The 21,600-nt window shown below is 60.7% G+C and carries 30 protein-coding genes and 1 pseudogene; 18 read left to right on the forward strand and 13 right to left on the reverse strand.

Annotation, left to right across the window (positions count from 1 at the left end):
- Positions 1 to 35: 35 nt before the first annotated feature.
- The 7 genes from MESCI2_RS0109780 to MESCI2_RS01000000134565 all read left to right on the forward strand — a co-directional run bounded on the left by MESCI2_RS0109780 (position 36) and on the right by MESCI2_RS01000000134565 (position 4,535).
- A complete protein-coding gene (locus tag MESCI2_RS0109780) occupies positions 36 to 551 on the forward strand; it encodes a sigma-70 family RNA polymerase sigma factor (protein ID WP_245270293.1) in 516 nt (171 codons plus the stop codon).
- Complete coding sequence (locus MESCI2_RS0109785; RefSeq protein WP_027036430.1) at positions 548 to 1,321, forward strand: anti-sigma factor family protein; 774 nt, start codon at positions 548 to 550, stop codon at positions 1,319 to 1,321. The genes MESCI2_RS0109780 and MESCI2_RS0109785 overlap by 4 nt, the downstream gene beginning before the upstream one ends.
- A gap of 23 nt (positions 1,322 to 1,344) precedes the next feature.
- The gene (locus MESCI2_RS0109790) at positions 1,345 to 2,061 is read left to right on the forward strand and encodes a Bax inhibitor-1/YccA family protein (protein ID WP_023812012.1); all 717 of its coding nucleotides are present in this window, start codon (positions 1,345 to 1,347) and stop codon (positions 2,059 to 2,061) included.
- A gap of 175 nt (positions 2,062 to 2,236) precedes the next feature.
- Complete coding sequence (locus MESCI2_RS0109795) at positions 2,237 to 3,109, forward strand: aldose 1-epimerase family protein (RefSeq protein ID WP_027036431.1); 873 nt, start codon at positions 2,237 to 2,239, stop codon at positions 3,107 to 3,109.
- Between the two features lie 40 nt (positions 3,110 to 3,149).
- Positions 3,150 to 3,812 (forward strand): glutathione S-transferase family protein, encoded by a 663-nt coding sequence (locus MESCI2_RS0109800; protein ID WP_027036432.1) that lies wholly within the window; start codon positions 3,150 to 3,152, stop codon positions 3,810 to 3,812.
- A gap of 64 nt (positions 3,813 to 3,876) precedes the next feature.
- Positions 3,877 to 4,101: a hypothetical protein gene (locus tag MESCI2_RS1000000138815; protein ID WP_050596534.1), complete on the forward strand. Its 225-nt coding sequence runs from the start codon at positions 3,877 to 3,879 to the stop codon at positions 4,099 to 4,101.
- A complete protein-coding gene (locus MESCI2_RS01000000134565) occupies positions 4,098 to 4,535 on the forward strand; it encodes an imm11 family protein (RefSeq protein ID WP_050596535.1) in 438 nt (145 codons plus the stop codon). Before MESCI2_RS1000000138815 ends, MESCI2_RS01000000134565 begins: the two co-directional genes overlap by 4 nt.
- Before the next feature lie 2 nt (positions 4,536 to 4,537).
- Here the strand turns inward: MESCI2_RS01000000134565 and MESCI2_RS0109810 are convergent, their stop codons facing one another.
- Positions 4,538 to 5,449, reverse strand: a complete 912-nt coding sequence (locus MESCI2_RS0109810; RefSeq protein ID WP_027036433.1) for an agmatinase — start codon at positions 5,447 to 5,449, stop codon at positions 4,538 to 4,540.
- 366 nt (positions 5,450 to 5,815) lie between these two features.
- On the opposite strand from MESCI2_RS0109810, the gene MESCI2_RS0109815 reads away from it, so the two are divergent.
- A complete protein-coding gene (locus MESCI2_RS0109815) occupies positions 5,816 to 6,625 on the forward strand; it encodes a nucleotidyltransferase family protein (protein WP_013531518.1) in 810 nt (269 codons plus the stop codon).
- Positions 6,618 to 7,367: a metallophosphoesterase family protein gene (locus tag MESCI2_RS0109820; protein ID WP_027036435.1), complete on the forward strand. Its 750-nt coding sequence runs from the start codon at positions 6,618 to 6,620 to the stop codon at positions 7,365 to 7,367. The genes MESCI2_RS0109815 and MESCI2_RS0109820 overlap by 8 nt, the downstream gene beginning before the upstream one ends.
- A gap of 38 nt (positions 7,368 to 7,405) precedes the next feature.
- On the opposite strand, the gene MESCI2_RS01000000134570 is transcribed toward MESCI2_RS0109820, so the two are convergent.
- The 3 genes and pseudogenes from MESCI2_RS01000000134570 to MESCI2_RS0109830 all read right to left on the reverse strand — a co-directional run bounded on the left by MESCI2_RS01000000134570 (position 7,406) and on the right by MESCI2_RS0109830 (position 8,474).
- Complete coding sequence (locus MESCI2_RS01000000134570; RefSeq protein WP_032900610.1) at positions 7,406 to 7,591, reverse strand: hypothetical protein; 186 nt, start codon at positions 7,589 to 7,591, stop codon at positions 7,406 to 7,408.
- A 397-nt stretch (positions 7,592 to 7,988) separates the two neighbouring features.
- Positions 7,989 to 8,078 (reverse strand): annotated as a pseudogene (locus MESCI2_RS1000000136660) (hypothetical protein); the annotation flags it as partial.
- 3 nt (positions 8,079 to 8,081) lie between these two features.
- Positions 8,082 to 8,474 (reverse strand): hypothetical protein, encoded by a 393-nt coding sequence (locus MESCI2_RS0109830; RefSeq protein WP_027036436.1) that lies wholly within the window; start codon positions 8,472 to 8,474, stop codon positions 8,082 to 8,084.
- Between the two features lie 253 nt (positions 8,475 to 8,727).
- On the opposite strand from MESCI2_RS0109830, the gene MESCI2_RS0109835 reads away from it, so the two are divergent.
- The 3 genes from MESCI2_RS0109835 (at position 8,728) to MESCI2_RS0109850 (ending at position 9,969) form a co-directional block, all read left to right on the forward strand.
- Positions 8,728 to 8,955, forward strand: a complete 228-nt coding sequence (locus MESCI2_RS0109835; protein WP_027036437.1) for a hypothetical protein — start codon at positions 8,728 to 8,730, stop codon at positions 8,953 to 8,955.
- Between the two features lie 89 nt (positions 8,956 to 9,044).
- Positions 9,045 to 9,245, forward strand: a complete 201-nt coding sequence (locus MESCI2_RS1000000136665; protein WP_197031546.1) for a hypothetical protein — start codon at positions 9,045 to 9,047, stop codon at positions 9,243 to 9,245.
- Between the two features lie 295 nt (positions 9,246 to 9,540).
- A complete protein-coding gene (locus tag MESCI2_RS0109850; RefSeq protein ID WP_027036438.1) occupies positions 9,541 to 9,969 on the forward strand; it encodes a hypothetical protein in 429 nt (142 codons plus the stop codon).
- An 89-nt stretch (positions 9,970 to 10,058) separates the two neighbouring features.
- Here MESCI2_RS0109850 and MESCI2_RS1000000136670 read toward each other — a convergent pair whose 3' ends face one another.
- The 4 genes from MESCI2_RS1000000136670 to MESCI2_RS0109870 all read right to left on the reverse strand — a co-directional run bounded on the left by MESCI2_RS1000000136670 (position 10,059) and on the right by MESCI2_RS0109870 (position 13,120).
- A complete protein-coding gene (locus MESCI2_RS1000000136670) occupies positions 10,059 to 10,217 on the reverse strand; it encodes a hypothetical protein (protein ID WP_081738678.1) in 159 nt (52 codons plus the stop codon).
- Between the two features lie 83 nt (positions 10,218 to 10,300).
- Entirely contained in the window at positions 10,301 to 10,771 is a 471-nt protein-coding gene (locus MESCI2_RS0109860; protein WP_027036439.1) for a YbhB/YbcL family Raf kinase inhibitor-like protein, read from the reverse strand.
- A 49-nt stretch (positions 10,772 to 10,820) separates the two neighbouring features.
- Positions 10,821 to 11,027 carry a hypothetical protein gene (locus tag MESCI2_RS0109865; protein WP_013531530.1) on the reverse strand — a complete coding sequence of 69 codons (207 nt, stop codon included), beginning with the start codon at positions 11,025 to 11,027 and terminating at the stop codon, positions 10,821 to 10,823.
- A gap of 101 nt (positions 11,028 to 11,128) precedes the next feature.
- Positions 11,129 to 13,120 carry a protein-L-isoaspartate(D-aspartate) O-methyltransferase gene (locus MESCI2_RS0109870; RefSeq protein ID WP_027036440.1) on the reverse strand — a complete coding sequence of 664 codons (1,992 nt, stop codon included), beginning with the start codon at positions 13,118 to 13,120 and terminating at the stop codon, positions 11,129 to 11,131.
- A 261-nt stretch (positions 13,121 to 13,381) separates the two neighbouring features.
- On the opposite strand from MESCI2_RS0109870, the gene MESCI2_RS0109875 reads away from it, so the two are divergent.
- The 4 genes from MESCI2_RS0109875 to MESCI2_RS0109890 all read left to right on the forward strand — a co-directional run bounded on the left by MESCI2_RS0109875 (position 13,382) and on the right by MESCI2_RS0109890 (position 17,713).
- On the forward strand, positions 13,382 to 15,793 hold the full coding sequence (locus tag MESCI2_RS0109875; RefSeq protein WP_032900706.1) for a phosphoketolase family protein: 2,412 nt from the start codon (positions 13,382 to 13,384) through the stop codon (positions 15,791 to 15,793).
- Entirely contained in the window at positions 15,790 to 16,968 is a 1,179-nt protein-coding gene (locus tag MESCI2_RS0109880; protein ID WP_081738712.1) for an acetate/propionate family kinase, read from the forward strand. The genes MESCI2_RS0109875 and MESCI2_RS0109880 overlap by 4 nt, the downstream gene beginning before the upstream one ends.
- A gap of 204 nt (positions 16,969 to 17,172) precedes the next feature.
- Complete coding sequence (locus tag MESCI2_RS0109885; RefSeq protein WP_027036443.1) at positions 17,173 to 17,412, forward strand: hypothetical protein; 240 nt, start codon at positions 17,173 to 17,175, stop codon at positions 17,410 to 17,412.
- Between the two features lie 46 nt (positions 17,413 to 17,458).
- On the forward strand, positions 17,459 to 17,713 hold the full coding sequence (locus MESCI2_RS0109890) for a DUF6894 family protein (protein WP_027036444.1): 255 nt from the start codon (positions 17,459 to 17,461) through the stop codon (positions 17,711 to 17,713).
- A 62-nt stretch (positions 17,714 to 17,775) separates the two neighbouring features.
- On the opposite strand, the gene MESCI2_RS1000000136675 is transcribed toward MESCI2_RS0109890, so the two are convergent.
- The 5 genes from MESCI2_RS1000000136675 to MESCI2_RS1000000137885 form a co-directional block, all read right to left on the reverse strand.
- Positions 17,776 to 17,940, reverse strand: coding sequence for a hypothetical protein (locus MESCI2_RS1000000136675; protein ID WP_081738679.1), 165 nt, complete (start codon positions 17,938 to 17,940; stop codon positions 17,776 to 17,778).
- 139 nt (positions 17,941 to 18,079) lie between these two features.
- On the reverse strand, positions 18,080 to 18,280 hold the full coding sequence (locus tag MESCI2_RS0109900) for a KTSC domain-containing protein (protein WP_027036445.1): 201 nt from the start codon (positions 18,278 to 18,280) through the stop codon (positions 18,080 to 18,082).
- An 80-nt stretch (positions 18,281 to 18,360) separates the two neighbouring features.
- A complete protein-coding gene (locus MESCI2_RS0109905; protein WP_027036446.1) occupies positions 18,361 to 18,795 on the reverse strand; it encodes a GFA family protein in 435 nt (144 codons plus the stop codon).
- A gap of 80 nt (positions 18,796 to 18,875) precedes the next feature.
- A complete protein-coding gene (locus tag MESCI2_RS0109910) occupies positions 18,876 to 19,175 on the reverse strand; it encodes a PRC-barrel domain-containing protein (RefSeq protein WP_013531539.1) in 300 nt (99 codons plus the stop codon).
- A 166-nt stretch (positions 19,176 to 19,341) separates the two neighbouring features.
- Complete coding sequence (locus MESCI2_RS1000000137885; RefSeq protein WP_155936599.1) at positions 19,342 to 19,503, reverse strand: hypothetical protein; 162 nt, start codon at positions 19,501 to 19,503, stop codon at positions 19,342 to 19,344.
- Positions 19,504 to 19,744: 241 nt separating this feature from the next.
- On the opposite strand from MESCI2_RS1000000137885, the gene MESCI2_RS0109920 reads away from it, so the two are divergent.
- Both MESCI2_RS0109920 and MESCI2_RS0109925 read left to right on the forward strand, forming a co-directional pair.
- Positions 19,745 to 20,494 carry a Crp/Fnr family transcriptional regulator gene (locus MESCI2_RS0109920; protein ID WP_027036448.1) on the forward strand — a complete coding sequence of 250 codons (750 nt, stop codon included), beginning with the start codon at positions 19,745 to 19,747 and terminating at the stop codon, positions 20,492 to 20,494.
- 392 nt (positions 20,495 to 20,886) lie between these two features.
- Complete coding sequence (locus tag MESCI2_RS0109925; RefSeq protein WP_027036449.1) at positions 20,887 to 21,492, forward strand: alpha-ketoglutarate-dependent dioxygenase AlkB; 606 nt, start codon at positions 20,887 to 20,889, stop codon at positions 21,490 to 21,492.
- Positions 21,493 to 21,600 lie beyond the last annotated feature (108 nt).

Here is a 21,600-nt window from a genome sequence, read left to right on the forward strand (position 1 = left end):
CCCACATGCTCCGTAAACAGGACATGAAACCGTCGATGCCACGCTTTGACATCATAGGACAGCTCGGTTCGCTGCGCCGCTATGCGCGCTCGCTGACGCGCGACAGCACCGACGCCGAGGATCTTGTCCATGACGCGCTGGTGCGCGCCTATGAGCGGCGCAGCACGTTCCGCTCCGGCGGAAACCTGCGCGCGTGGCTGCTGTCGATCGTCCACAACACCTTCATCGACAAGATGCGGTCCCGCAAGTCCGAAGCGTCGCGCCTCGAACAGGCTGGATACCTCGCCGACGGCAGCACGCCGGCACCGCAGGAACATTCGGTGCGCCTGGCGCAGGTGCGCCAGGCTTTTTTCAGCCTGCCGGAAGAACAGCGTTCAGCGCTGCACCTCGTCGCCATCGAAGGCCTCTCCTACCAGCAGGCCGCCGATGCCAGCGGCGTGCCGCTCGGCACGCTGATGTCACGCATCGGCAGGGCGCGCGCCGCACTGCGCGAGATGGAGGAGCCGGCGAAGGCAAAAAACCACCTCAGGATCGTTGGAGGCCCGTCATGACCGCAACTGTCGATCCCGTGACGGATATCGACCTCGACGCCTATGTCGACGACCAGATCGACGTCACCCGCCGTATCGAGGTCGAGGCATTCTTGTCCGCTCGCCCGGAGGCGGCGGCGCGCGTGATGTCGGATCTCAGGACCCGCGATGAACTGCGCGTGGCGCTTGCCGGCTCCAAGGGCATGGCGCGGCCCGCGACCGCCGATGCCGCGCGGCGGCTGGAGAGGGGGCTTGCCCGCGGCCGCATCTTCGGTGTGCTGCAGCGCGCCGCGGTGGTTGCTGCCTTCGTCGCCGCCGGCTGGCTGGCGAACGGCATCATCGGGCCGATGTCGGTGACCAAGGTCGTCGCCTCGCCGCAGCCGCCCGCCTATGTCGACGAGGCGGTGCGGGCCCACAGGACGACGCTGGTGCGCGAGAGCATGCCGTCGCAGCCCGAAGCGCCCAATTACAACGCCGGCGAGATTCGCGCCGCGACCGCCATCGTCATGCCATCGCTGCCGACGGATTGGAGGGTGCGCGACGTGCAGATCTATCCATCCCGCTTTGGGCCGAGCGTCGAGATGGCGGTCGAGACGAAAGACATGGGGCTGGTGTCGCTGTTTGCGATCCGGCCTGGAACCTTCGACGTCGTCAAGCCGACGATAGCGCCCTCGGGCGATATTTCCTCGGCCTATTTCCAGATCGGCGAGGTCGCCTATGCGGTGGTCGGACGAAGCGAGATCCGTGACCTCGACCGCGCCGCCGAGACGCTCGCCAAGACGCTTTACTGATCGATCCACAAAGGAGAACGCAAATGAACACCCCCAATCTGGGATATCGCGTCGGCGCCGGCGCCCAAACCGGAGCCATCTTCGACGAGGGCCTGCGCCAGCACATGCTGCGTGTATACAACTACATGGGCGTCGGCCTGGTGGTCACCGGCCTCGTCGCCTTCATGATCTCATCGACGCCGGCGCTCTACGTGCCGATCTTCTCCAGCCCGCTGAAATGGGTGGTGATGCTGGCGCCGCTCGCCTTCGTCATGCTGTTCTCGTTCAAGATGCAGACCATGTCGGCGGCGAGTGCCCAGGCGATGTTCTGGGCCTTCTGCGCGGTCATGGGCCTGTCGCTCGCCTCCGTGTTCCTGGTCTTCACCGGAACCAGCATCGCGCGCACCTTCTTCATCGCCGCCACCATGTTCGGCGCCACCAGCCTCTACGGCTACACGACAAAGCGCGACCTGACCCAGTTCTCGTCGTTCCTGATCATGGGCCTGATCGGCGTGGTGATCGCCAGCATCGTCAACATCTTCCTCGGCTCGACCGCGCTGCAGTTCGCCATCTCTGTGATCGGCATCGCCGTGTTCATCGGCCTGACCGCCTGGGATACGCAGACGATCAAGGAACAGTATGCCGAGAATTTCGATGCGGAATCGCGCCAGAAGCTTGCCGTCTTCGGCGCCTTCTCGCTCTATCTGAACTTCATCAACATCTTCCAGCTGCTGCTGAATTTTACCGGCGAACGCGAATAACGACTATCCGCTGTGGGCAAGAGCGAGGGTTATTGCTCTTGATGCGGAGAGGTGGCCGGAGGGAGATCCTCCGGCCACAATTCGTTCCTGCAGAACCAGGCTACACCTTGAGTCCCCAAGCGCTTTTGCTAGTCTGCCCACCGCGCCGGCCTTCAACTCCGACCCGCGAGGAAATGTGGCACAGGACAGCCAAAGGCTTCATGGCGACGGTATTTCGGCGACCATGGTCGCGCAGGGCGCCGAACTGATTTCGCTGCAAGACGCGAACGGATTTGAATTCCTGTGGCAGGCGGGGCCGGAATGGCGGCGGCACTCGCCGGTGCTGTTCCCGATCGTAGGGCGGCTAGCGGGCGATCATCTGCGCCATCGCGGCCGGACCTATCCAATGACGCAGCACGGGTTTGCGCGCGACAAGCCGTTTGCCTGGGCGCGGAAGGGACCGCGATCCTGCACGCTGGTGCTCACCGACGACGCCGACACCCGGGCGCGCTATCCGTTCGCCTTTCGGCTTGAAGTGACCTACACACTGGTCCGCCAGCAGCTTGATGTGACTTTCGACATCACCAACACCGGCGATGAGCTCCTGCCGGCGTCGATCGGGGCGCACCCGGCATTCAATTGGCCCTTGCAGCCGGATTTGGCCAAGACGGACTACCGGCTGATCTTTGCCGATGATGAGCCGGCGCCGATCCGCCGCCTTAAGGACGGACTGCTGCTGAAAACGCCACAGCCGACGCCTGTCGAAGGCAACATACTCCCGCTCTCCGAGCGGTTGTTCGACGAGGACGCGGTGATCATGGACCAGCCCGCCAGCTCCAGCGTGCGTTATGCCGCCGAGCGTGGCCCGGCTCTGGAGATGTCCTGGCAAGGGGTTCGGGAGTTGGGCGTCTGGTCAAAGCCGAGCGGCGCGCCATTCCTTTGCATCGAACCTTGGCATGGCCTTGCAAGCCCGGTGGATTTCGATGGTGATTTTGTCGACAAACCGGGCCTGATGCTGATCGCGCCGGGGGCAAAGCGCGTGATGAGCTATCAGATACGGCTGCTGTGACGTTCCTGATCGGCAGATCCAGCCACACCGGGAGTGCCCAATGAAGCTGTATTTCAGCCGCAATCCCAATCCTCGATTGGCGGTCACGGTCGCACGCTATCTCGACGCGAAAGTCGAATTCGAATTCGCCTCGCCCTTCGCTCCGGGGCAGGCGGAGAAATATCGGCCGTTAAATCCCAATCTCTCACTGCCCATCCTTGTGGATGATGAGGGAAAGAGCCTCTGGGAGGCAGACGCCATAGCCTGCAGGCTCTCGCGCGACGCGCATTCGGATTTCTGGCGCACCGGCGATGACGAACCCGAGATGATCCGGTGGCTCAGCTGGGGCAAGGAGCACTTCGCATCCGCTTGCGACACGGTGCATTTCGAACGTGGAACCAAACAGCGGTACGGCATCGGCCCGATCGATCAGAAGCGGGTGGAGGAGGGCCTAAACCAATTCCATACGGCCGCGGCAATAATCGACGCCGTGCTTGCCGAGCGGCAGTGGCTGGTCGGGAATTCGATTTCCTATGCCGATTTTCGAATGGCGACCTTCCTGCCGTTCAACGATGCCGCCAGATTGCCGCTCGACGATTATTCTTCTGTCAGCCGCTGGTACCGTCGGCTTGAAGACATCGACGCCTGGCGTGACCCTTTCAAGGGGATGGATGCACCCGAATTGCCGCCGGTGCCGCAAACGGCTGTCGGGGACCAGCGGTGAGAATGCGCGCGAAGAACCGCGCAGCAGGCCGAGTCTACCAAGGCGATGATGTGCGGGGGATCGGATGAATATCTATGTCCTGAGTGTGGTCGAAGGACAGGAATGGGTCCTTCCTCGACAGGCGGACGACTACCAGCTGTTTTCGATGCTCTGCGGCCGGAAGCAGAGACAATGGCATCCGCCCGGGATGGAGATCCTGCGCGAGCACGACGATGGTACGCTCCGGCAATATTCAGATTTTCCATGGCTTGGCGAGCATGTGCTCATCCTGCGGGCGAGGGCGCGTTGAAGTTGCTTCGGCCAACCCTCGAGCCGTACGGTGAATTCCTGCCGCTTCGTGCCGACGAGGCCATATCGCTCTTCAATGTCACCACCGTGATCGATGCGCTGGACGAGGAACGTTCAAAGATCGTTCGCTTTGACGATGGCGGCATAATGGTGATCGAAAGCCTCGTCCTTCGAGCGGACGCAATCGGCGGTGCCGAGATATTCAAGCTGCCGGAGCGTGCCGATGGGGTGCGACTATCCGATATCTATCTGCAGGAGACGATCGTACGCCGGATCGGGGAACTTGGGCTCAAGGGCATCGCTTTCAATTTGGTCTGGAGCGACGAGCCGGCCGGACAAGGCAGGATCGAGTACCCAGGTGTGGAAAAGGGCATTTCAACCGCAAGCTCGCTCACGCGCTTTTGGGCCGGTCTGCGGCGAAAAGCAGGGTTTTGATATCAAACCTGCCGGACGACGGTGCCGACCACATTGACGAGAAGGCGCGCGGCGGTCAGCGCTGACAGGCCGTCAATGTCGGCCGGAGGATAGAACTCGACAAGGTCGAACCCTGCGATCCGGGCCCGTCTGCCGAGGCCGGCGATCAGGTCGATCACCTGCGTGTAGGTGAGGCCGCCGGGTGTACGCGCCGCCACGCCCGGCATGATGCTTGGATCTAGGCTGTCGCAGTCGAGGGTGACAACGACCCGCGCGCCTTCCGGAATATGCCCGAGCGCGGCTTCGACGCCCTGAGCGTGAACCTCGCGGGCGGTCACGAAGCGGCTGCCATAGCGCCGTGCCGCTTCGATCTCGGTGATGCGTGCGCTGCCGACGCTGCGCAGGCCGACTTGCACCATGCCTGCGACATGCGGCATCTCGCTCGCCCTGCGCATCGGGCTCGAATAGCCGTGGCGTTCGCCATGAACCTCGTCGCGCCAGTCGATATGGGCGTCGATCTGCAGGACCCAGACCGGCCCGTGCTCCGCAAAGCCGGCGAGGAAGGGAATGGTCATGGAACAGTCGCCACCGATCAGGATCGGCACGGCCGGCAATGCCAGGATCTCGCGCGTTTTTGCCTCGATCCTGCCCCGGTTTCCGGCGTTGTCATGCATGGTGGTCAAGATATCGCCGGCGTCGATGCAAGAGGCCGGCTTGCCGTCGAACAGCGGGCCGCCGAGATCGAAATCCCAGTGCCCGACGAACGCGGCGTCGTCCTGGCTCGCAGCGCGGATGGCATCCGCCGCCAAGGCGTGGCCGCGGCTGTCCTTGCCGGGATAAGTGCTGCCGTGACGGGCCCCGAAGATCACTGCACGGGGCACCCGGCCATCTGCGAGGCGGTCGGGAAAGCCGAGAAAGGGAGGCGAGGGGGTCATGCCTGATGATCCTGATGATAGCTTGGCGCACGCTGATCGGGTGCGTTTAAGTCAAACGCCTCGGCTCCAGCTTTGTGTGCCGACCGCGTAAGCCCAATAAACTCCAAAACAATCGAGATCGATCACCCACCTGGTGTTCGAATTTGGGCCAATGGGGCATTGGCGATGGCATAGGCCGATTTCGAGGCGGTATAGGGACTTACGCTGGCGGCGAAGACGTTGCTAGGACCGGCAGGCGTGATCCCGGAATTTCCAGTGCGTGACGAGAATGAACCTTGGCTGGTCGCCTGGTAGCGGAACCAGGCGAGGTTCACGTTGTTACCACAGCGGGCGACTGCCGGTTGCCGGATTCGGAGTCATCGTTTCATGACCAATGGTCCATTGCCTGAAAACGTCCTGGTCTCGCTTCCCATGATCGACGCAAAGGCGGCGCCGACGCTCAAAAATGCCGAGGCGGAGGTATTTTACACGGAAGCAATCCGCGAGCTTACCGCCACCGACATACCCTTTCTGGTCGCCGGGACCTACGCGGTAAGCGCTTATACGGGTGTCACCCGCCAGACCAAGGACCTCGACATCTTCTGCAAGGCAGGCGACTACGCGCGGATCCTCGCCCATTTCAAGCAGCTTGGATATGCCGTCGAAATCGAGGATGACCGGTGGCTCGGCAAGGTGTTCAAGGGCACGCATTTCTTCGACGTCATATTCGGCTCGGCCAACGGCACGGTGCCTGTTGGCGACCTGTGGCTGGAACACGCCCGCCAAACAGAGCTGTTGGGCAGCAGGGTGCGGATCATCGGCCCGACCGAACTCATCTGGTCCAAATGCTTTATCCAGGACAGAGGGCGACACGATGGCGCCGATATCGCTCATACGATTCTCAAGGCGGGCGATCAGATCGATTGGCACCGGCTGCTTTCTTATCTGGAGGTTCACTGGGAGGTTCTGTTGATGCAGCTTATCAATTTCAGATGGATCTATCCGAGCGAGCGCGATCATATCCCGGCGTGGCTGCTCGATGAATTGCTCGACCGCCTCGCCAAGCAACGGCAGTTGCCGTCTCCAAGGATGAAGATCTGCCGTGGGCGGCTGCTTTCGCAAACCGATTACGAAATCGACGTCAAGGAATGGGGCTTCGCCGGCGTCGGTGGTGTGGGAGAATTCCGTGATGGCTGATCCCGTCAAGAGCAGCGCGCCCAAGGAGGGCGCACGCGCGCTCAAAGTTGCCGCGGTCGGGGATCTCCATGTGCGGGAAGATGCGCAAACCTCGTATCGCGACCTCTTCGGCGAGATATCGAGCGAAGCCGACATTCTCGTTCTCACGGGAGATCTGACCAATCTCGGCAAGCCTCGTGAAGCGGAGATGCTGGCCGAGGATCTGCGCAACTGCTCGATCCCGGTTGTGGCGGTGCTCGGCAATCATGACTACGAGTCTGGAGCGGTGGAAGACGTCACGAAGATCCTGCGCCAGGCGCATGTTCATCTCCTCGACGGGCAGGCAGTCGAAATCGAGGAGGTCGGTTTTGTCGGCGTGAAGGGATTCATAGGCGGCTTCGGGTCACGCATGCTCGGCTCATTCGGTGAACCGGCGATCAAGACGATGGTCGCGGAAAGCGTGAACGAAGCAATGCGACTTGAAAATGCGATGCGCCAAGTGCGGGCGAAGCGCACGCTGGTGATCCTCCACTACGCGCCGATCGCCGACACAGTCGCGGGAGAACCGCCGGAGATATTTCCGTTTTTGGGCTCTTCACGCCTGGCCGAAACGATCGATCGTTTCCAGGTCAGTGCTGTCGTGCACGGTCATGCACATCGCGGTTCTTACGAAGGTCAAACGCCTGGCGGAGCCAAGGTCTACAACGTCGCCATGCATGTGGCCAAGCCTGGCGGCCGCCCCTACGCCTTGCTCGAAATCTGATGCCACAGCATGCGTCGTCGATGTCCATCGGTCTGGACTCAATTGGTGGCGTTGATCGACTTCGCCAACTCTTCCAGCTTCCGCGGATCGTTGCCGTGACGGCGAACCAGTTCGCGAGCCTGCCTGGAGGGCAAATCGGTCGTGGCCGCCAGTTGTCGCACCTGCTGATGGTCTATGGCGACCTGCGGCAATGTATGGTCGATATTTCCTTCCTTGTCCTTCATCACGCTTCTCCTTGATCCCTGTCGACGACAACGGCTCGAAAATCGGACCGGTTCCGAACGATATGCAACTTTTGCGCCGGCACCTGGGCGGACCGACATGCGCGTGCCTTGAGGGCGTAACGATCTCGATGGCTGGATTCTGCCAGGAACCATGCCACGACGCACGAGTTGTTCCGACTGAACGGAGACTATTTCGATGCCGCAGCCAAGACAGCCAGACCCAAATCGCGATGTGCCCGTGCCGCCTCCAACATGGAAGCCCGAGCCGATCGAGGAACCCGAACCGGACAGGCTCCCGGACGAAACTCCGCTGCCCAACCCCGACGAGAATGAAGAGCCTCCCGTCCACGCATAGGACGAGGGGAGTTCCTGCATCGCGGGGCAAGTGCCTCGGACGAAACACGACGTCCAGCGATCCGATGATCGCGGCAACGTCGGCGATCATGTGCCCTCGAGACAGAACATCCATCGCCTGCAGGTGAGCAAAGACTCAAGTCGTGGTCTGAATGATCAGCGTCAGGGTGCCATCGCCATCTATGTTTGCAGCGACGACCTGCGAGGAGTTGAGCCCATTCGCCCTCAAAGCGGATGTCGCCTGAGGTGAAGCATCGACGGAGTTTTGCAGGCGAAGCAAATCTTCAGCGCTGGTCTGATCGATCACGGCATCCGCCTGCGCCTTGATTTCGTCAGGTAAATCCTCGACGGCGACAATGGCGACGCCGGTGAAATTCAAATCGGAAGAGCCCGGATCGGGCGGCGCCAGCTCCGGCTGCGCTTCGTCCTGCGGCGTCACCGGGGGAAGCTGCGGTCCCAAAGTTTGAGTGTGGACGGGTTGAATGATGACCGCCCCGGAAAGTGCGACAGCTATCGTCAACATGCGCATGGTCGCTCCTTGCATTCTTCGAGGGAGATTTTGAAGAAACCCCCATGCTGAGCGATGGTTCCGCAGGGCCGGTCACACCGGGCGATTTCGTCCCGACCCGCCCTGGGAGACAGCCGAAAGACCATGGCCAAGGCGTTCGTCACACGGCTGTCTCGCCATCGGATTGGCGATTGCGTACGGAATCGTACCATCGATTGATCTGCACCTTGGACAGGATCAAAATGAAACAGAGGTGACCATGGGAGGGAGCCGCATGAGCATCGCCAGATGGGCAATAAGACCTGTCGGTGCCGCCAAGGCGTTTCTGGCAGAGGAGCTTCGAAGTGCACGATACGGCGACATCGTTTCGGTCAAAGCGGCGATAGAGGCCGCTCGCAGGGACGCGCCTTATTTGCAGGATACAGATGATGAGTTGATGGAGACGATCGTCGACCTGGCACGGGAACTGGGGCTGGCAGTCCTTTTTGACTCTCGCGATTGACCGATGAGCCATGGTCGATGCGACTTGGTACGAAATCGACAATTGGCTCATGGTCGAAAATGCGTAATCATTGGGAAATGGGACGACGGTTGGACGACAAACTCGATTGCAAGGCTTGTGGGACTATCCAAATGGACATTCCCGACAACGCCAAGGAGTCGACGCCAATTCATTGCAGCAATTGCGGCGCCTTTCTCGGCGAATGGGGCGAATTGCAGGATGATTTCTACCGCCAGGCTCGCGGTACCGAAGCATTCGACTTGCGCAACGGAACCATTATCAAGAAGTAGCGCGCAGCGACGCGCGCCCAGACCGCATCGGCAAATCCACAAGGGTTGGCAGATCTAGCCGACGTCGATGACGACCTTTTCCTCGACATTGTTATTCGTCGTGCATTGGATGACGGAGCCATTGTGGGTGCCGATGAAACGCACCTTCAGCGCCTCGCCCTAGCACGTGTGTTTATGATCCCCCAGCCCAAGCCGGTTGTGTCGAATTCTCCAGCCTGGCGCTCTTGTCGAAGCATTTAGGCGCGGTAATTCCCTTGAAGGCGTGGGCGCTTCGCTGCCTCAACAGGAGCTGGCCATGAAACATCAAACACTCGACCAACTGCATGCCGTCGCCAGGATTGAATCGTCGGCTGCATATTCCGCAATGACACGAAATCAACGCATAGAGCGCTGGGCTGAACTGCTGGAGCGTAATCCCGAGCGATGCCTTGGCGCGTTTGCAGGCACTGAACATCTGCACCCTGAAGCACGTTCACTGATGCGGGGCGAGGGTACGGCAATTTCGGTTGCCTTCGAAGACCCGGTGCTGCGCGCATCGGGTTTGAAAGACGATACCTATGGTGAGGCAAAGCGCTTTTTCGAGCTGAACGACTGGCAACTGCACGACATCGTCTGCGATTGCCACGTCGGCTCAACCATGAAAGCGCGCTGGGCTGCGACGCGGGTCCGCTCAGCCATCAGCGGCAGGTTCTTTGCGTGGTTGCGGCAAAGGATAATGCGCTGACCGTAGTTGGGGATCGTCGTCGCTTCGGTGCGGCATACGATCCCCTGTCTTGCCGATGTCTTGCCGGTCGGATGTCTTGCCGATGCGGATCAATGCTTGTCCTGGTATAGCCGATCGGTTGCCCGGTCGCTTTCCCTTCGTTCGGCGGGTCCACGCCGGCGGCGTGCGATAACGGCATAGGCCAACAGCACGATCAGCAACAATGGGCCGCCGGCAACGACGACCAACCACATGATATCTCCAAACATGGCGGCATCTCCTTTCCCAGACAACCGGCAAGGACGAGAACCGTTCCGTGCAGCAGCAGGGCAATGCCACCTCGGCCATCAACTTACGGATTGCGTTCGTAGGTTCCGATGAGGGCAGCCTGCTCGAGCGAGTGTTTCTGCGCCTCCCGCCAGATGCGCTCGACGCCCGCGCTGGCTGGAATGGCAAGGCTCGGCGTGTCGAGCGCGGCCAACCGGAAATGGTAGTGGTGAACGCCATGTCCGACGGGCGGTTCAGGGCCGTCGTAATAGGCGTTGCCAAAATCATTCGTTGCTTGCCTGAGGGCGCCCGGACCCGGCTTGCCGCTTTCGGCCTCGGGAAGTTCCCTTGTGTCCGCGGAGATGTTGAACACCGCCCAATGACCAAACGTTCCGCTCGGCGCATCAGGATCCTGAACGACGAGAACGAGGCTCTTTGCTTTATCCGGCACTCCAGACCACTTCAGCGGTGGCGATACGTTTTTGCCGTCTCGTGTATATCTTTCGGGAATTGGTCCGCCTTCGGCAAAGGCGGCACTGCTGAGGGCAAGTGGCATGGTTCACTCCTTCCGGTCGAAGTTTGATCGCAGCGACGCGAACGGCACGCTATTTGTTGGTCCGCATCTTTTGTCTTGGATCGATCCCGCCAGCGGCGGTCGTGTCGTTTTCGACATCACCTTCGACCGTGTTCTCGCCTTCAAGCTCGAACTCTTCGCCTTCCTTGATCGTTCCCTTGGAAGTCCCGATACCAGGATTGTTCGCCAAGTCGGCATCGCTCGGTTTTTTCCATTTCGGATGTTTGGTTCCGGTCATGAGAAAACTCCTTCGACGGGGATTGCAGTTTCAAAAATCGCAGACAGATGAATCCTTCCGGTTCCACGCCTCTGCTTCTTCATTGGTTCGTCGCGCGCCGGCTAAAGCCCGAATGGATAGGTGTCGGGAACGCCGGTTCTTGCATGCTCCGGGCCAAGCGGCGTCACTGCCGTGGTTTTGTCGAACCATAGGAACGCGTCGAACTGCTGGGGCAGGGAAGCGTCCGCATAGTGGCTGCGCAGCTCGGTTTCCGGCCGGTAGATCACCCCGATGAATCGCTCCAGCCTGCGTTCCAGCAGCCGCTCACGCAGCGTCTTGTCGCGCCCGAGGTCGAGCAGGAACCGCGACACAAGAGAATCGTGGCAAAGCCGTTCGTAGCTGTCGGCGTGCGACGCGCGAACCTGCTTCACCTCCATTTTGCCATCCCAGTCGCTGGCGGCCGCCACAGTGCCGGAATGCGTGCCCATACCGATCAGCACTGCTTCATCCCCGAAACGCTGCCGGCAGAGCTGGCCGATGTTCAGTTCGTCCCTGACGACACCCATCTCGGTAAAGCGGGCATCGCCGATATGGGAATTGTGCGCCCACACCACCGCCTTGGCCTTGGGGCCGCCGGCATGCAGCACATGTTCCAGGGTCTCGAACATATGCGTGTCGCGCAGGTTCCAGGACTCCGCGCCGGCATAGTACATGATCCGGTAGTAGTGTTCGGCGGACGCGATCAGCCGGGCATTCTGACTGGCGTCGAGAAAGTCGGTGCCGTCCCGTTTTGCATATTCGAGCTGTTTGGCGAGCAAGTCCCGGCATTGTTCCAGCACGGCTTTCTCGCATTTTTGATAGCCGGCGGTGAGCACCGCACGGCCGTAGGTAGACGGTTCGTGTTGCCAGGGCGTCAGGCAGCCATAGCGTTCGCGCGCGATCCTGGCTGCCTGGGGATCGACCCGGTCGAGATAGTCGAGGACCGCGCCGATGGAACCGCTCATATTGTAGATGTCGAGGCCGTAGAACCCTGCTTGCTCCGAAGGCTCTAGCTTCTCGTTGTGACGGCGCATCCAGTCGGTGAAGGCCGCGACATCGGTGTTGCGCCACATCCACGTCGGAAATCGCTGGAATGGTGCACTGGCGCCGGTGCGCGGCCGACGATGGCGAACATAGCGGTCGATCGCCGCCGCGTCGGGCCAGTCCGCCTCGACCGCGACGATGGTGAAGCCGTGGCGTTCGATGAGCCTGCGGGTGATTGCCGTGCGCGCCCTGTAGAATTCGGACGTGCCATGGCTTGCCTCGCCAAGCAGAACAATGCGCCGGTCGGCGAACCGATCGAACAATGCGCCGAAGGCCGGATCGTCGAAATCGGGCAGGGGTTCGGCCGCGGCCGCGATCATATCAGGCAGGCTGATCGGATGGGGATGTCGAAGCGGACGACCAACGTCGGTGGCCGTGCCGTTTTCCGACCAACCCTGCTCGCCGATCAGAGGGACGAAGCGCACGCCGCCGAAATCCTCCTCGCTATAGGTTGCGGCGCCTGTCCGGGTGACTTTGAGCAGACGTTGCAAATCCGGGTCGTCGCCGACCGGAATGACGAGCCTGCCGCCGACATCGAGTTGCTCCTGAAGGGCGAGCGGTGCGCCGGGACCACTGGCTGTCACCACGATGGCGTCGAACGGCGCCGCCTGCGGCCAGCCCTTGGTGCCATCGCCTGTCCGAACCTCGATGTTTTGGTAGCCGAGTTTTTCAAACCGCCGCTTCGCCGTTTCGGCCAAACCGGGATGACGCTCTATCGTGTAGACCTGTTCGACGATCCGGCTCATCACCGCGGCCGCGTATCCCGAGCCGGTGCCAATTTCGAGCACATGGTCACCCGGTTTGACATCCGCCATCTCGATCATGAACGCGACAATGTAGGGTTGCGATATGGTCTGGCCATCGGCGATCGGCAGCGGCGTGTCTTCGTAAGCAAATTCCTCAAAACCGGGTTCGACGAAGGCCTCGCGCGGAACTTCGCGCATTGCCTGCAGAATCTCACGGTCATGAATGCCACGCCGGCCGACATGGATATTGACCATTCGATCACGGGCACGAGGAAGATCGAGCATCTTTTAGCTCCCTTTGGTGCAACGCTTCGAGGCTATCCTTCGCGGTACCTGCCTTGAGCCTGGCCTTCGCGATTCCAGTTTCTAACCGCCGGAGGACTTCAAGGTTCCCGCCTATTTGCGGACAGGGCCGCAAACCCGGCCGAGATGGCGTCGGTCTCTCGGCCGCGTGGGTCGTGACGCCGACCCGAACGCGGCAGTCGGGGGTTGCTCAAGCGCAAAGATGCCCCAGTTATCACCAGCGAACCGAAGCTGGAGATGTCGATGAACGACAAGGCTGCCGCGACGCCGCAGGCCATCGGCCACGAACGGATCGACCTCATGGACCGCTACTGGCGCGCCGCGAATTACATCTCGGTCGGCCAGATCTATCTGCTCGACAATCCGCTGTTGCGCGAACCGTTGAAGGCCGAACACGTCAAGCCGCGGCTGCTTGGCCATTGGGGCACGACGCCGGGGCTGAACTTTCTCTACGTGCATCTGAACCGCGTTATCCGCGAACGCGACCTCGATGTTCTGTTTATCTGCGGGCCGGGCCATGGCGGTCCCGCAATGGTCGCCAACACCTGGCTCGAGGGCACCTATAGCGAGGTCTATCCCGATATCGGGCAGGGCGAAGACGGCCTCAGGAAACTGTTCCGGCAGTTTTCCTTCCCCGGCGGCGTGCCAAGCCATGCCGCGCCCGAGACGCCAGGCTCCATCCATGAGGGTGGTGAATTGGGATATGCGTTGGTTCACGCCTTTGGTGCGGCCTTCGACAACCCGGATTTGGTGGTTGCCTGTATCGTTGGTGACGGCGAAGCCGAGACCGGTCCGCTCGCGGCGGCATGGCATTCCAACAAGTTCCTGAACTCGATGTCGGACGGCGCAGTCCTGCCGATCCTGCATCTCAACGGCTACAAGATCGCCAATCCAACGATCCTCGGCCGCATGGACGATCAGGAGTTGCGAAATCTCTTCGCCGGCTATGGCTACGAACCGTTCTTCGTCGAAGGACACGAGCCGCTTGCCATGCACCAGTCGATGGCCGCGACGCTCGACATGGTGCTCGATCGCATCCGGTCCATTCAGGAACAGGCACGGGCTCCGGGATGGGATGGTCAACGCCCGCAATGGCCGATGATCGTGCTGCGCAGCCCCAAGGGATGGACAGGTCCCAAGGAGGTCGATGGCGAGAAGGTTGAGGGTTTCTGGCGCTCGCATCAAGTGCCGGTGTCGAACGCACGCGGAAATGAGGGCCACCGCAAGATCCTCGAAAACTGGATGCGAAGCTACGAACCGGGAGAGCTGTTCGATGAAAGCGGGCACCTGTTGCCAGAGCTCGCGGCACTTGCCCCAACAGGGACGAAGCGCATGGGCGCAAGCCCGTACGCAAATGGCGGACTGTTGAAGCGCGATCTTGTGCTTCCCGACTGGAAAAGCCTGGCGCTGGAAGTGCCGCGTCCAGGTGGCGTCATCGCTGAAGCGACGCGGATTTGCGGAAGCTATCTGCGCGAGGTGTTCCGCCTCAATGCCGAAGCGCGGAACTTCCGCCTGATGGGACCGGACGAGACGTCGTCCAACCGCCTCGACAACGTGTTCGAGGTCACCGATCGGGTCTGGATGCAGCGCATCGAGCCCTACGACGTCCATCTTTCCCGTGACGGACGTGTCATGGAGGTGCTCAGCGAGCACCTCTGCCAGGGCTGGCTTGAAGGCTATCTGCTCACCGGCCGCCACGGCCTGTTCTCCTGCTATGAAGCCTTCATCCACATTGTCGATTCGATGGTCAACCAGCATGCCAAATGGCTGAAGACCTCCGGCGAACTTGCCTGGCGCAAGCCGATCGCCTCGCTCAATTACCTTTTGACCTCGCATGTCTGGCGGCAGGACCACAATGGTTTCAGCCATCAGGATCCGGGCTTTGCCGATCTGGTCGCCAACAAGAAGGCCGATACGGTAAGGCTCTATTTCCCGCCGGATGCCAACACCCTGCTGTGGATCACCGATCATTGCCTGAGAACCTATAATCGCATCAATGTCATTACCGCCGGCAAGCAGCCGGCACCGCAATGGCTGTCCATTGAAGAAGCCGAAGCGCATTGCAAGGCGGGGGCGGGCATCTGGGAATGGGCCGGTACGGTTGCTCAGGGCGAGGAGCCCGACGTGGTCATGGCCTGCGCCGGCGACGTGCCGACGCTTGAAACGCTGGCTGCGACCGACATTTTGCGCTCTGCGATCCCCGACCTGAAGATCCGTGTCGTCAACGTTGTCGACCTGATGACGCTGCAGTCGAACACGGAGCATCCGCACGGCCTAGCCGACGGGGACTTCGACGCGTTGTTCACGAAGACACGGCCTGTCATCTTCGCCTATCACGGCTATCCCTATCTCATTCATCGCCTGACCTACCGTCGCGCCAACCATGACAACATGCATGTGCATGGCTTCCGCGAGGAGGGCACCACGACGACGCCGTTCGACATGGTGGTGCTCAACGAACTCGATCGCTACCACCTCGCGCTTGCCGCTATCGAACGCGTGCCGGGACTGGCCGAAAGGGCCGAAGGGCTTGCCGGCGAACTCCATGACAGGCTGGCGAAGCACAAGGCCTATGTCCGCGAGCACGGCGAAGACATGCCCGAAATCCAGAAATGGAGCTGGCCCGACAAAAGCGCGGCAAAGGCTCGCCAATGATGCGCCAATCGATCCTGGCGCTGAATGCCGGTTCGTCCAGCATCAAGTTCGCGCTTTACGATCTTGCCTCGTCGCAGGATATGCAGCTCGTTTCGCGCGGCACGCTGGATCTGGGCGACAAACCCACACTCCGCGCAAAAGCGGCCGACGGAACGGTGCAGTGCGATCGGCCGCTCGCCGCCGACAAGCCGCGTGACGCGGCCATAGGCGAGATGCTGAATTGGGTGCAGGGCGAAATTGGCGAAAGAAACCTGATCTGCGCCGGCCATCGCATCGTGCATGGCGGAAGCGAATTCATCGAACCTGTCCGTCTGACCCCAGAGATCATCGACGCCATCGACAGACTGACGCCGCTCGCTCCGCTGCATCAGCCCCGCAGTCTCGCGCCGGTCCGCGCGATAAGTGCCATGCAACCGGACCTGCCACAGGTAGGCTGTTTCGACACCGCGTTCCACCAGACGATCGATCCACTCGTGCGGCGCTTCGCCCTTCCGCGCCAGTATGAAGGGCAAGGCCTGCGCCGCTACGGGTTTCACGGTCTCTCCTATGAATACATCGCCGGGCGGCTCAGCGGGATATCGCCAACTCTTGCGGCAAAACGCACCATCGTCGCCCATCTCGGCAACGGTGCCAGCCTTTGCGCTTTGCGCGAGAGCAAGAGCATCGATACGACGATGGGGTTTTCGGCGCTCGATGGCCTCGTCATGGGCACGCGGTGCGGCGCCATCGATCCCGGCGTGCTGTTGTACTTCCTGCTGGAAACATGCATCGCGGCTGAGGAACTGCAGACGATGCTTTACGAAAGGTCGGGACTGCTCGGCGTATCCGGTATTTCGGGCGACATGAGGACGCTGGAAGCGAGCAATGATCCTCGCGCTCATGAGGCGATGGCGCTTTTCGCCTTTCGCGCCGCGAGAGAGACCGCGGCGCTCGCAAACACGATGGGTGGTCTGGAAAGCCTGGTGTTCACCGCCGGCATCGGCGAACGGTCCGCGTCCATCCGCAAGGCCATATGCGAAAAATTGACCTGGCTTGGCGTGGTGCTTGAAGAACACGCCAACGACACCCACGCCGAGATCATCAGTCTTCCCGAGAGCAAGGTGGAAGTACGCGTGATGGCGACCGATGAGGAAAGTGTCGTTGCACGTCACAGCCGCATGGTGATGCAAGCCTGAAGCCATCGGGATCGGAAAATCGGCTGTCGGTTCGGGCCGATGAAAGCGCGGGGCAAGGGTATTTCCTGTACGAAAATTACCAAGCAAGCAGTCGGGGGAACCAACTGCCTATGGAAGTATTTTGCGAGCAATCCCGGCTAACCCCGAGATCGTCGGCGGATGATCAGGCCGACAGCCTTACTTCAGGCATTGGCCGAGGAATCCATGTTCACGAACGACGTTGCGGTGAGGCGCCTGAAAATCCTGGTCGAGCAATATGTCGAGACACGCAAGAAACGCCACGATGTGATCTCCACCGCCAAGGCGGGAACCGCAATTCGAGAGGTGATGCCAAGTTGCCCGCTTTCGGGAAAGGCCTTCGATGATCTGATTGCGGCCTGCGCCATCGAGCATGGCCTCGCTGTGCTCTTCGACAATCCGGGTACATCAGGCACTGAAATCTGAGGCTGGCTTCCGATGCCGGCTCGCGATAAGCAGGAGTTCAGCCGGCATGTCCAGGTACTTTTTCAACCTTCGAGACGAAAGCGGAAGCTTGCAGGAGGATCCCGAGGGCCAGGAATTTTCGGATCTCGCGAGCGCCGAGGAAAACGCGATGGCGTCGGCGAAGGAAATCCTCGCCGAAGAGCTGCTGCATGGCAAGCCGCTGCGTACCGGATTGGCCTTCGAGATTTTTGATGAGAACCGCAACCTGGTGCTGCGCTTTCCCTTTGCGCTCGCGGCCGAAAGAGCCGGGCCATCCCCTTAAACTCGAATTGCCTGGCGGCCTGTCGCTTACAGGGGCCATACAGGCCGGCCTCAATGCGGATCCTATCCTTCCGCCTTGAAGTTTCTGGCTTCCTTCTCGACCTTGGGGCTGTCCTTGCCATGCTTTTGCATGAGCTCCTTGGCCTGCTTGGGTGAGACGTCGGTGGTCTCTGCCAAGCGCAGCGCCTTCTTGTCCTTGCTTTCGGTCTTCTGCTTCTTGGCCGTCATGGCTCTTGAACTCCGATCTTTGCCGGTGCGAACACCCGAGCATATCCAGATGAATTGTCATTGCCTGGTTTGCTTCGACGAGACGTCAACGAGACGATGCCGGTCAGGTTCCGTGCATCGCCTGCTCATGTCGAACTTGTCACGCCACGCGGCGGTACCGATGGCGGTCTCGGATGAATTCATTGAAGAAGCGGCCTTTTGAGGAAGCCTTGGTGAAAGCGGCATAAGTTGCCGGCGCAACATCCTCATAGTCGTAACGTCTGCCGCTCGGCACAAACCAGACCGAGAGGATCCTGGTAGCGGGATCGTATTGTGCGTTTCGGATCACGGTCGATGGCATAATGGCACCCGACGGGTCTGCCCGAATAACCCGCTAGCGATCGTCAGGTTCCGCCGATACCCTCGCGCCTTGCACCGCGACTACCGGTCGCGCGGGTTGCCAAACTTCGGGTCGCGCTTCCTTGAATATCGGTCGATGCGTGGCAGGCCGTCGTCGAACTCGATGCACGGCAGCCTCAGGTCCCAATAGGCATGGGCTTGCGGCTGAAAACCTTCAGGTTTGTCAAGAAAGCCGACCGTCACGTAGAACTCGTCCGGCAGACCTTCGTCGCTATAGCCTATCGAGCTTCCACAATCCGGGCAGAACGTGCGGGTGACGCCCGGCGTTTTGGAAAAGGCCTTCGGTGTTCCCCTAAGAAGCTGAAATTGCTTCGGCCGATAACCGACCCAGATCGTCAGCGGACTTCCGGTGGCCCGGCGGCAATCGTCGTCGTGGTCGTAGCATATCCAGAAAGGCTCTCCGTCCATGGCTGCGGCGATCCCTCCGCAGAAGCAGGCTCCGGTCTCGCGCCGCATTGTCTGTCCATCCTGTCGCGCCCAAGCGACGTTAAGAGAGCGGCCAAGCGGCCGCTCCCATTGAAGGTGATTTCCTCGAATCATGCATCGTGATGCTCGGGCATGCTCTTGAGCTGATCCTTGGTCCAGTTCGTCACCGCGTGAACGTCGCCGTCTTCATCGCGCATGAATTCCAGCTGGCTCGCGGGAACGGCCACCGGCTTGGCGCCTATACCGAGAAAGCCGCCGACGTCGATGACGACCTGACTGGCGGCTCCAGAGCCGTGGACGTGCGAAACGCTGCCGACCTTGTTGTCGTCCGCGTCGTAAATGGTGGCGTCTTCGAGAATGTCTGGCGTCAGTTCAGTGCTTGTGAGGCGTACGTGGTTGGTGTGATCCATCGTTCGGACTCCTGTTGGGTGGAATATTTGAACCTCTCAGCCGGGCAATCGTTCCGAAGAATTTCGGGGCGACGGACGGACGACGCAAGGACGCAAGAACCCTCAAATCAGCCTCGGCCCGAATTGACTCGCAAAGCTCTGTACGGAAGCGTACAAAGGGCAATCGTCAGCAGCACAGTTTGGGCGTTGACGCTTGGGAGTGACCATCGCTCTTGCCCATCACGAGGCATGGCGTTGCATGGCGAAGGAGCCCGAGCACCCCGGTCTGCCAGTAGTCGCGATAACCGCGCTTGCGCGGGATACAGGCGCCGCTGAACAACAGATACATGATATCATATCGCTCCTCGGGTTCGATCGCGCCTCTATCCTGCGGGAGGCTCGTTTGCTGGCGAAAGATGGTCAGCCAACAAGGCCTTCGAGTCTTCAGCAGTAACTGTCGGTTTCATACCAACACGCCGGCTCGTCTAGTGCTGCGCGAGACGAAGTCTATGGTTCGTTACCGTCCGCTCGTTCGACGGGCGCGGCCGGCTAAGAGATTCCAGTGCTCTTGCCCAAGGGAAAAGAGTCTCGTGGATTACCAGATACTGCAAGCCAAGAGCGAATTGCTTCGCCGCATGAGCGCGGACGATCTCGCGCGGCTGAGGCCGCATCTGGCGAGCGTTTTCCTGGAGTTGCGCGCGCCGCTGGAGACTGCGGGGCAGAAGATCGAAGCCGTCTATTTTCTGGAAAGCGGACTGGCATCGGTGGTGGCCAGTACTTCGGAGGCAACCGAAGCGGAAGTCGGAATCATCGGGTTCGAAGGAATGACCGGTTCGGCCCTGATCATGGGGGACGACCAGGCGAACTTTGATTGTTACGTCCAGTCGACATGCGAGGCCCTCCGGATAGAGGCTGCTCCATTCGTCGAAGCCCTGGAGGACAGTCCTACATTGCGGCCGTTCCTGTTGCGCTATGTCCAATATTTCCATGTTCAGACAAGCTACACGGCATCGATCAACGCACGGCAGAGCCTGGAAGTCCGGCTGGCGAGATGGCTTTTGATGTGCAGCGACCGCACTGTCGGCGACAGACTTATGATAACCCATGAATTTCTGTCCATCATGCTTGGTGTCAGGCGTCCGGGGGTTACCGTCGGTCTGCAGATGATCGAGAGTTACGGCTATATCCGAGCGCGCCGCGGAGAGATCACGATCCGCGATCGAGATGGTCTCATAAAGTTGGCGCGAGACTCTTACGGTCCACCCGAAACCCAGTACCGCCGGCTGATCGGAGATTTGGGCTCGAAGCATCCTGCGAGGCAGGAGCGGCCACTCGCTTGAGGGCCGGGGCCAACAGAGGCTTCTCCGCCACTGAACCGCCAAGAAGACATTTCGAGTGGCCGACGCGATGATGCCGGTGAGACACCGTTGCCCAAACCCGCGCCGGCCACTGCGGCATGTTTTGGGGATGCCGCGTTGCCAATCTAGTTGCTGACAAGCAACTGGCAACGAAGGCTCGCGGTTTGGTAAGAACCGTACGTACATGCATGCAACCTCCCTCGGTCGCATTCAAGGCATGCCCGCGGAATCCTGGATTGAATACAGTCACCCCGATAGACTCCGGATTGACAGGCTTTGTCCGGTCAGCGCGGTGATATCCGCAGGGCGGAGTGCAGATTTGCTGGCTCGGTTCCGATATTGCCAGGCGGGCTGGCCTTCACCATCTAGCTGGGATGGCGACACCTAAATCGAAAGCACTCGGCTCCGGCTCATCCGGGCTCCAGCACGATCTCTTTGGTGCCGCCGACGACCTGCCGGAAGGTTTCCTCTACCAGCCTGATCTTATCACCGCGCAAGAAGAAACCGAACTCGCCCGGCATCTCGAAGGCCTGCCTTTCGAGGCGTTCGATTTCCATGGCCATCTGGCAAACCGGCGCGTCGTGGGTTTTGGCCTGCGCTACGACTACGATAGGCGCCAGGTGGTCGAGGCCCCGCCGATCCCTGACTTCCTGTTGGCCCTGCGCGACCAGATCGCGGCGTTGGCAGGCAAGCCCGCCGATGCCTTCGCGCAAGTGTTGATCAATGAATACCGGCCCGGCGCCGGCATCGGCTGGCATCGAGACAAACCTCATTTCGAAGACGTTGCGGGTGTTTCGTTACTGGCGCCTTGCAGCTTCCGGCTCCGGCGGAAGAATGGCGCCAAGTGGGATCGCCGGACCATCGTCGTCGAACCAAGGTCGGCGTATCTCATGACTGGATCATCGCGCACGGAATGGGAGCACAGCATTCCGCCAGTTGACCTGCATCGATACTCGATCACCTTGCGGACATTGCGCTAACTCCGCAGGAGCATCGCGCACCTCGCCGTTCTGAGGCATCGTCAGCGCCATCACGAGTTCTTGAACGCAAACGGTTCCGGGAACCTCCCAACCACAAGTTGGTTTGGA

It is taken from the genome of Mesorhizobium ciceri WSM4083 (assembly GCF_000519305.1).
GTDB classification, from domain to species: Bacteria; Pseudomonadota; Alphaproteobacteria; order Rhizobiales; family Rhizobiaceae; genus Mesorhizobium; species Mesorhizobium ciceri_B.

Coding starts and splice junctions, on each gene's coding strand:
- MESCI2_RS0109780 (WP_245270293.1), top strand. CDS start 36: ATGCCACGCTTTGACATCATAGGACAGCTCGGTTCGCTGCGCCGCTAT.
- MESCI2_RS0109785 (WP_027036430.1), top strand. CDS start 548: ATGACCGCAACTGTCGATCCCGTGACGGATATCGACCTCGACGCCTAT.
- MESCI2_RS0109790 (WP_023812012.1), top strand. CDS start 1,345: ATGAACACCCCCAATCTGGGATATCGCGTCGGCGCCGGCGCCCAAACC.
- MESCI2_RS0109800 (WP_027036432.1), top strand. CDS start 3,150: ATGAAGCTGTATTTCAGCCGCAATCCCAATCCTCGATTGGCGGTCACG.
- MESCI2_RS1000000138815 (WP_050596534.1), top strand. CDS start 3,877: ATGAATATCTATGTCCTGAGTGTGGTCGAAGGACAGGAATGGGTCCTT.
- MESCI2_RS0109810 (WP_027036433.1), bottom strand. CDS start 5,449: ATGACCCCCTCGCCTCCCTTTCTCGGCTTTCCCGACCGCCTCGCAGAT.
- MESCI2_RS0109815 (WP_013531518.1), top strand. CDS start 5,816: ATGACCAATGGTCCATTGCCTGAAAACGTCCTGGTCTCGCTTCCCATG.
- MESCI2_RS0109820 (WP_027036435.1), top strand. CDS start 6,618: ATGGCTGATCCCGTCAAGAGCAGCGCGCCCAAGGAGGGCGCACGCGCG.
- MESCI2_RS01000000134570 (WP_032900610.1), bottom strand. CDS start 7,591: ATGAAGGACAAGGAAGGAAATATCGACCATACATTGCCGCAGGTCGCC.
- MESCI2_RS0109830 (WP_027036436.1), bottom strand. CDS start 8,474: ATGCGCATGTTGACGATAGCTGTCGCACTTTCCGGGGCGGTCATCATT.
- MESCI2_RS0109835 (WP_027036437.1), top strand. CDS start 8,728: ATGAGCATCGCCAGATGGGCAATAAGACCTGTCGGTGCCGCCAAGGCG.
- MESCI2_RS0109850 (WP_027036438.1), top strand. CDS start 9,541: ATGAAACATCAAACACTCGACCAACTGCATGCCGTCGCCAGGATTGAA.
- MESCI2_RS1000000136670 (WP_081738678.1), bottom strand. CDS start 10,217: ATGTTTGGAGATATCATGTGGTTGGTCGTCGTTGCCGGCGGCCCATTG.
- MESCI2_RS0109860 (WP_027036439.1), bottom strand. CDS start 10,771: ATGCCACTTGCCCTCAGCAGTGCCGCCTTTGCCGAAGGCGGACCAATT.
- MESCI2_RS0109865 (WP_013531530.1), bottom strand. CDS start 11,027: ATGACCGGAACCAAACATCCGAAATGGAAAAAACCGAGCGATGCCGAC.
- MESCI2_RS0109870 (WP_027036440.1), bottom strand. CDS start 13,120: ATGCTCGATCTTCCTCGTGCCCGTGATCGAATGGTCAATATCCATGTC.
- MESCI2_RS0109875 (WP_032900706.1), top strand. CDS start 13,382: ATGAACGACAAGGCTGCCGCGACGCCGCAGGCCATCGGCCACGAACGG.
- MESCI2_RS0109880 (WP_081738712.1), top strand. CDS start 15,790: ATGATGCGCCAATCGATCCTGGCGCTGAATGCCGGTTCGTCCAGCATC.
- MESCI2_RS0109885 (WP_027036443.1), top strand. CDS start 17,173: ATGTTCACGAACGACGTTGCGGTGAGGCGCCTGAAAATCCTGGTCGAG.
- MESCI2_RS0109890 (WP_027036444.1), top strand. CDS start 17,459: ATGTCCAGGTACTTTTTCAACCTTCGAGACGAAAGCGGAAGCTTGCAG.
- MESCI2_RS1000000136675 (WP_081738679.1), bottom strand. CDS start 17,940: ATGACGGCCAAGAAGCAGAAGACCGAAAGCAAGGACAAGAAGGCGCTG.
- MESCI2_RS0109900 (WP_027036445.1), bottom strand. CDS start 18,280: ATGCCATCGACCGTGATCCGAAACGCACAATACGATCCCGCTACCAGG.
- MESCI2_RS0109905 (WP_027036446.1), bottom strand. CDS start 18,795: ATGCGGCGCGAGACCGGAGCCTGCTTCTGCGGAGGGATCGCCGCAGCC.
- MESCI2_RS0109910 (WP_013531539.1), bottom strand. CDS start 19,175: ATGGATCACACCAACCACGTACGCCTCACAAGCACTGAACTGACGCCA.
- MESCI2_RS1000000137885 (WP_155936599.1), bottom strand. CDS start 19,503: ATGTATCTGTTGTTCAGCGGCGCCTGTATCCCGCGCAAGCGCGGTTAT.
- MESCI2_RS0109925 (WP_027036449.1), top strand. CDS start 20,887: ATGGCGACACCTAAATCGAAAGCACTCGGCTCCGGCTCATCCGGGCTC.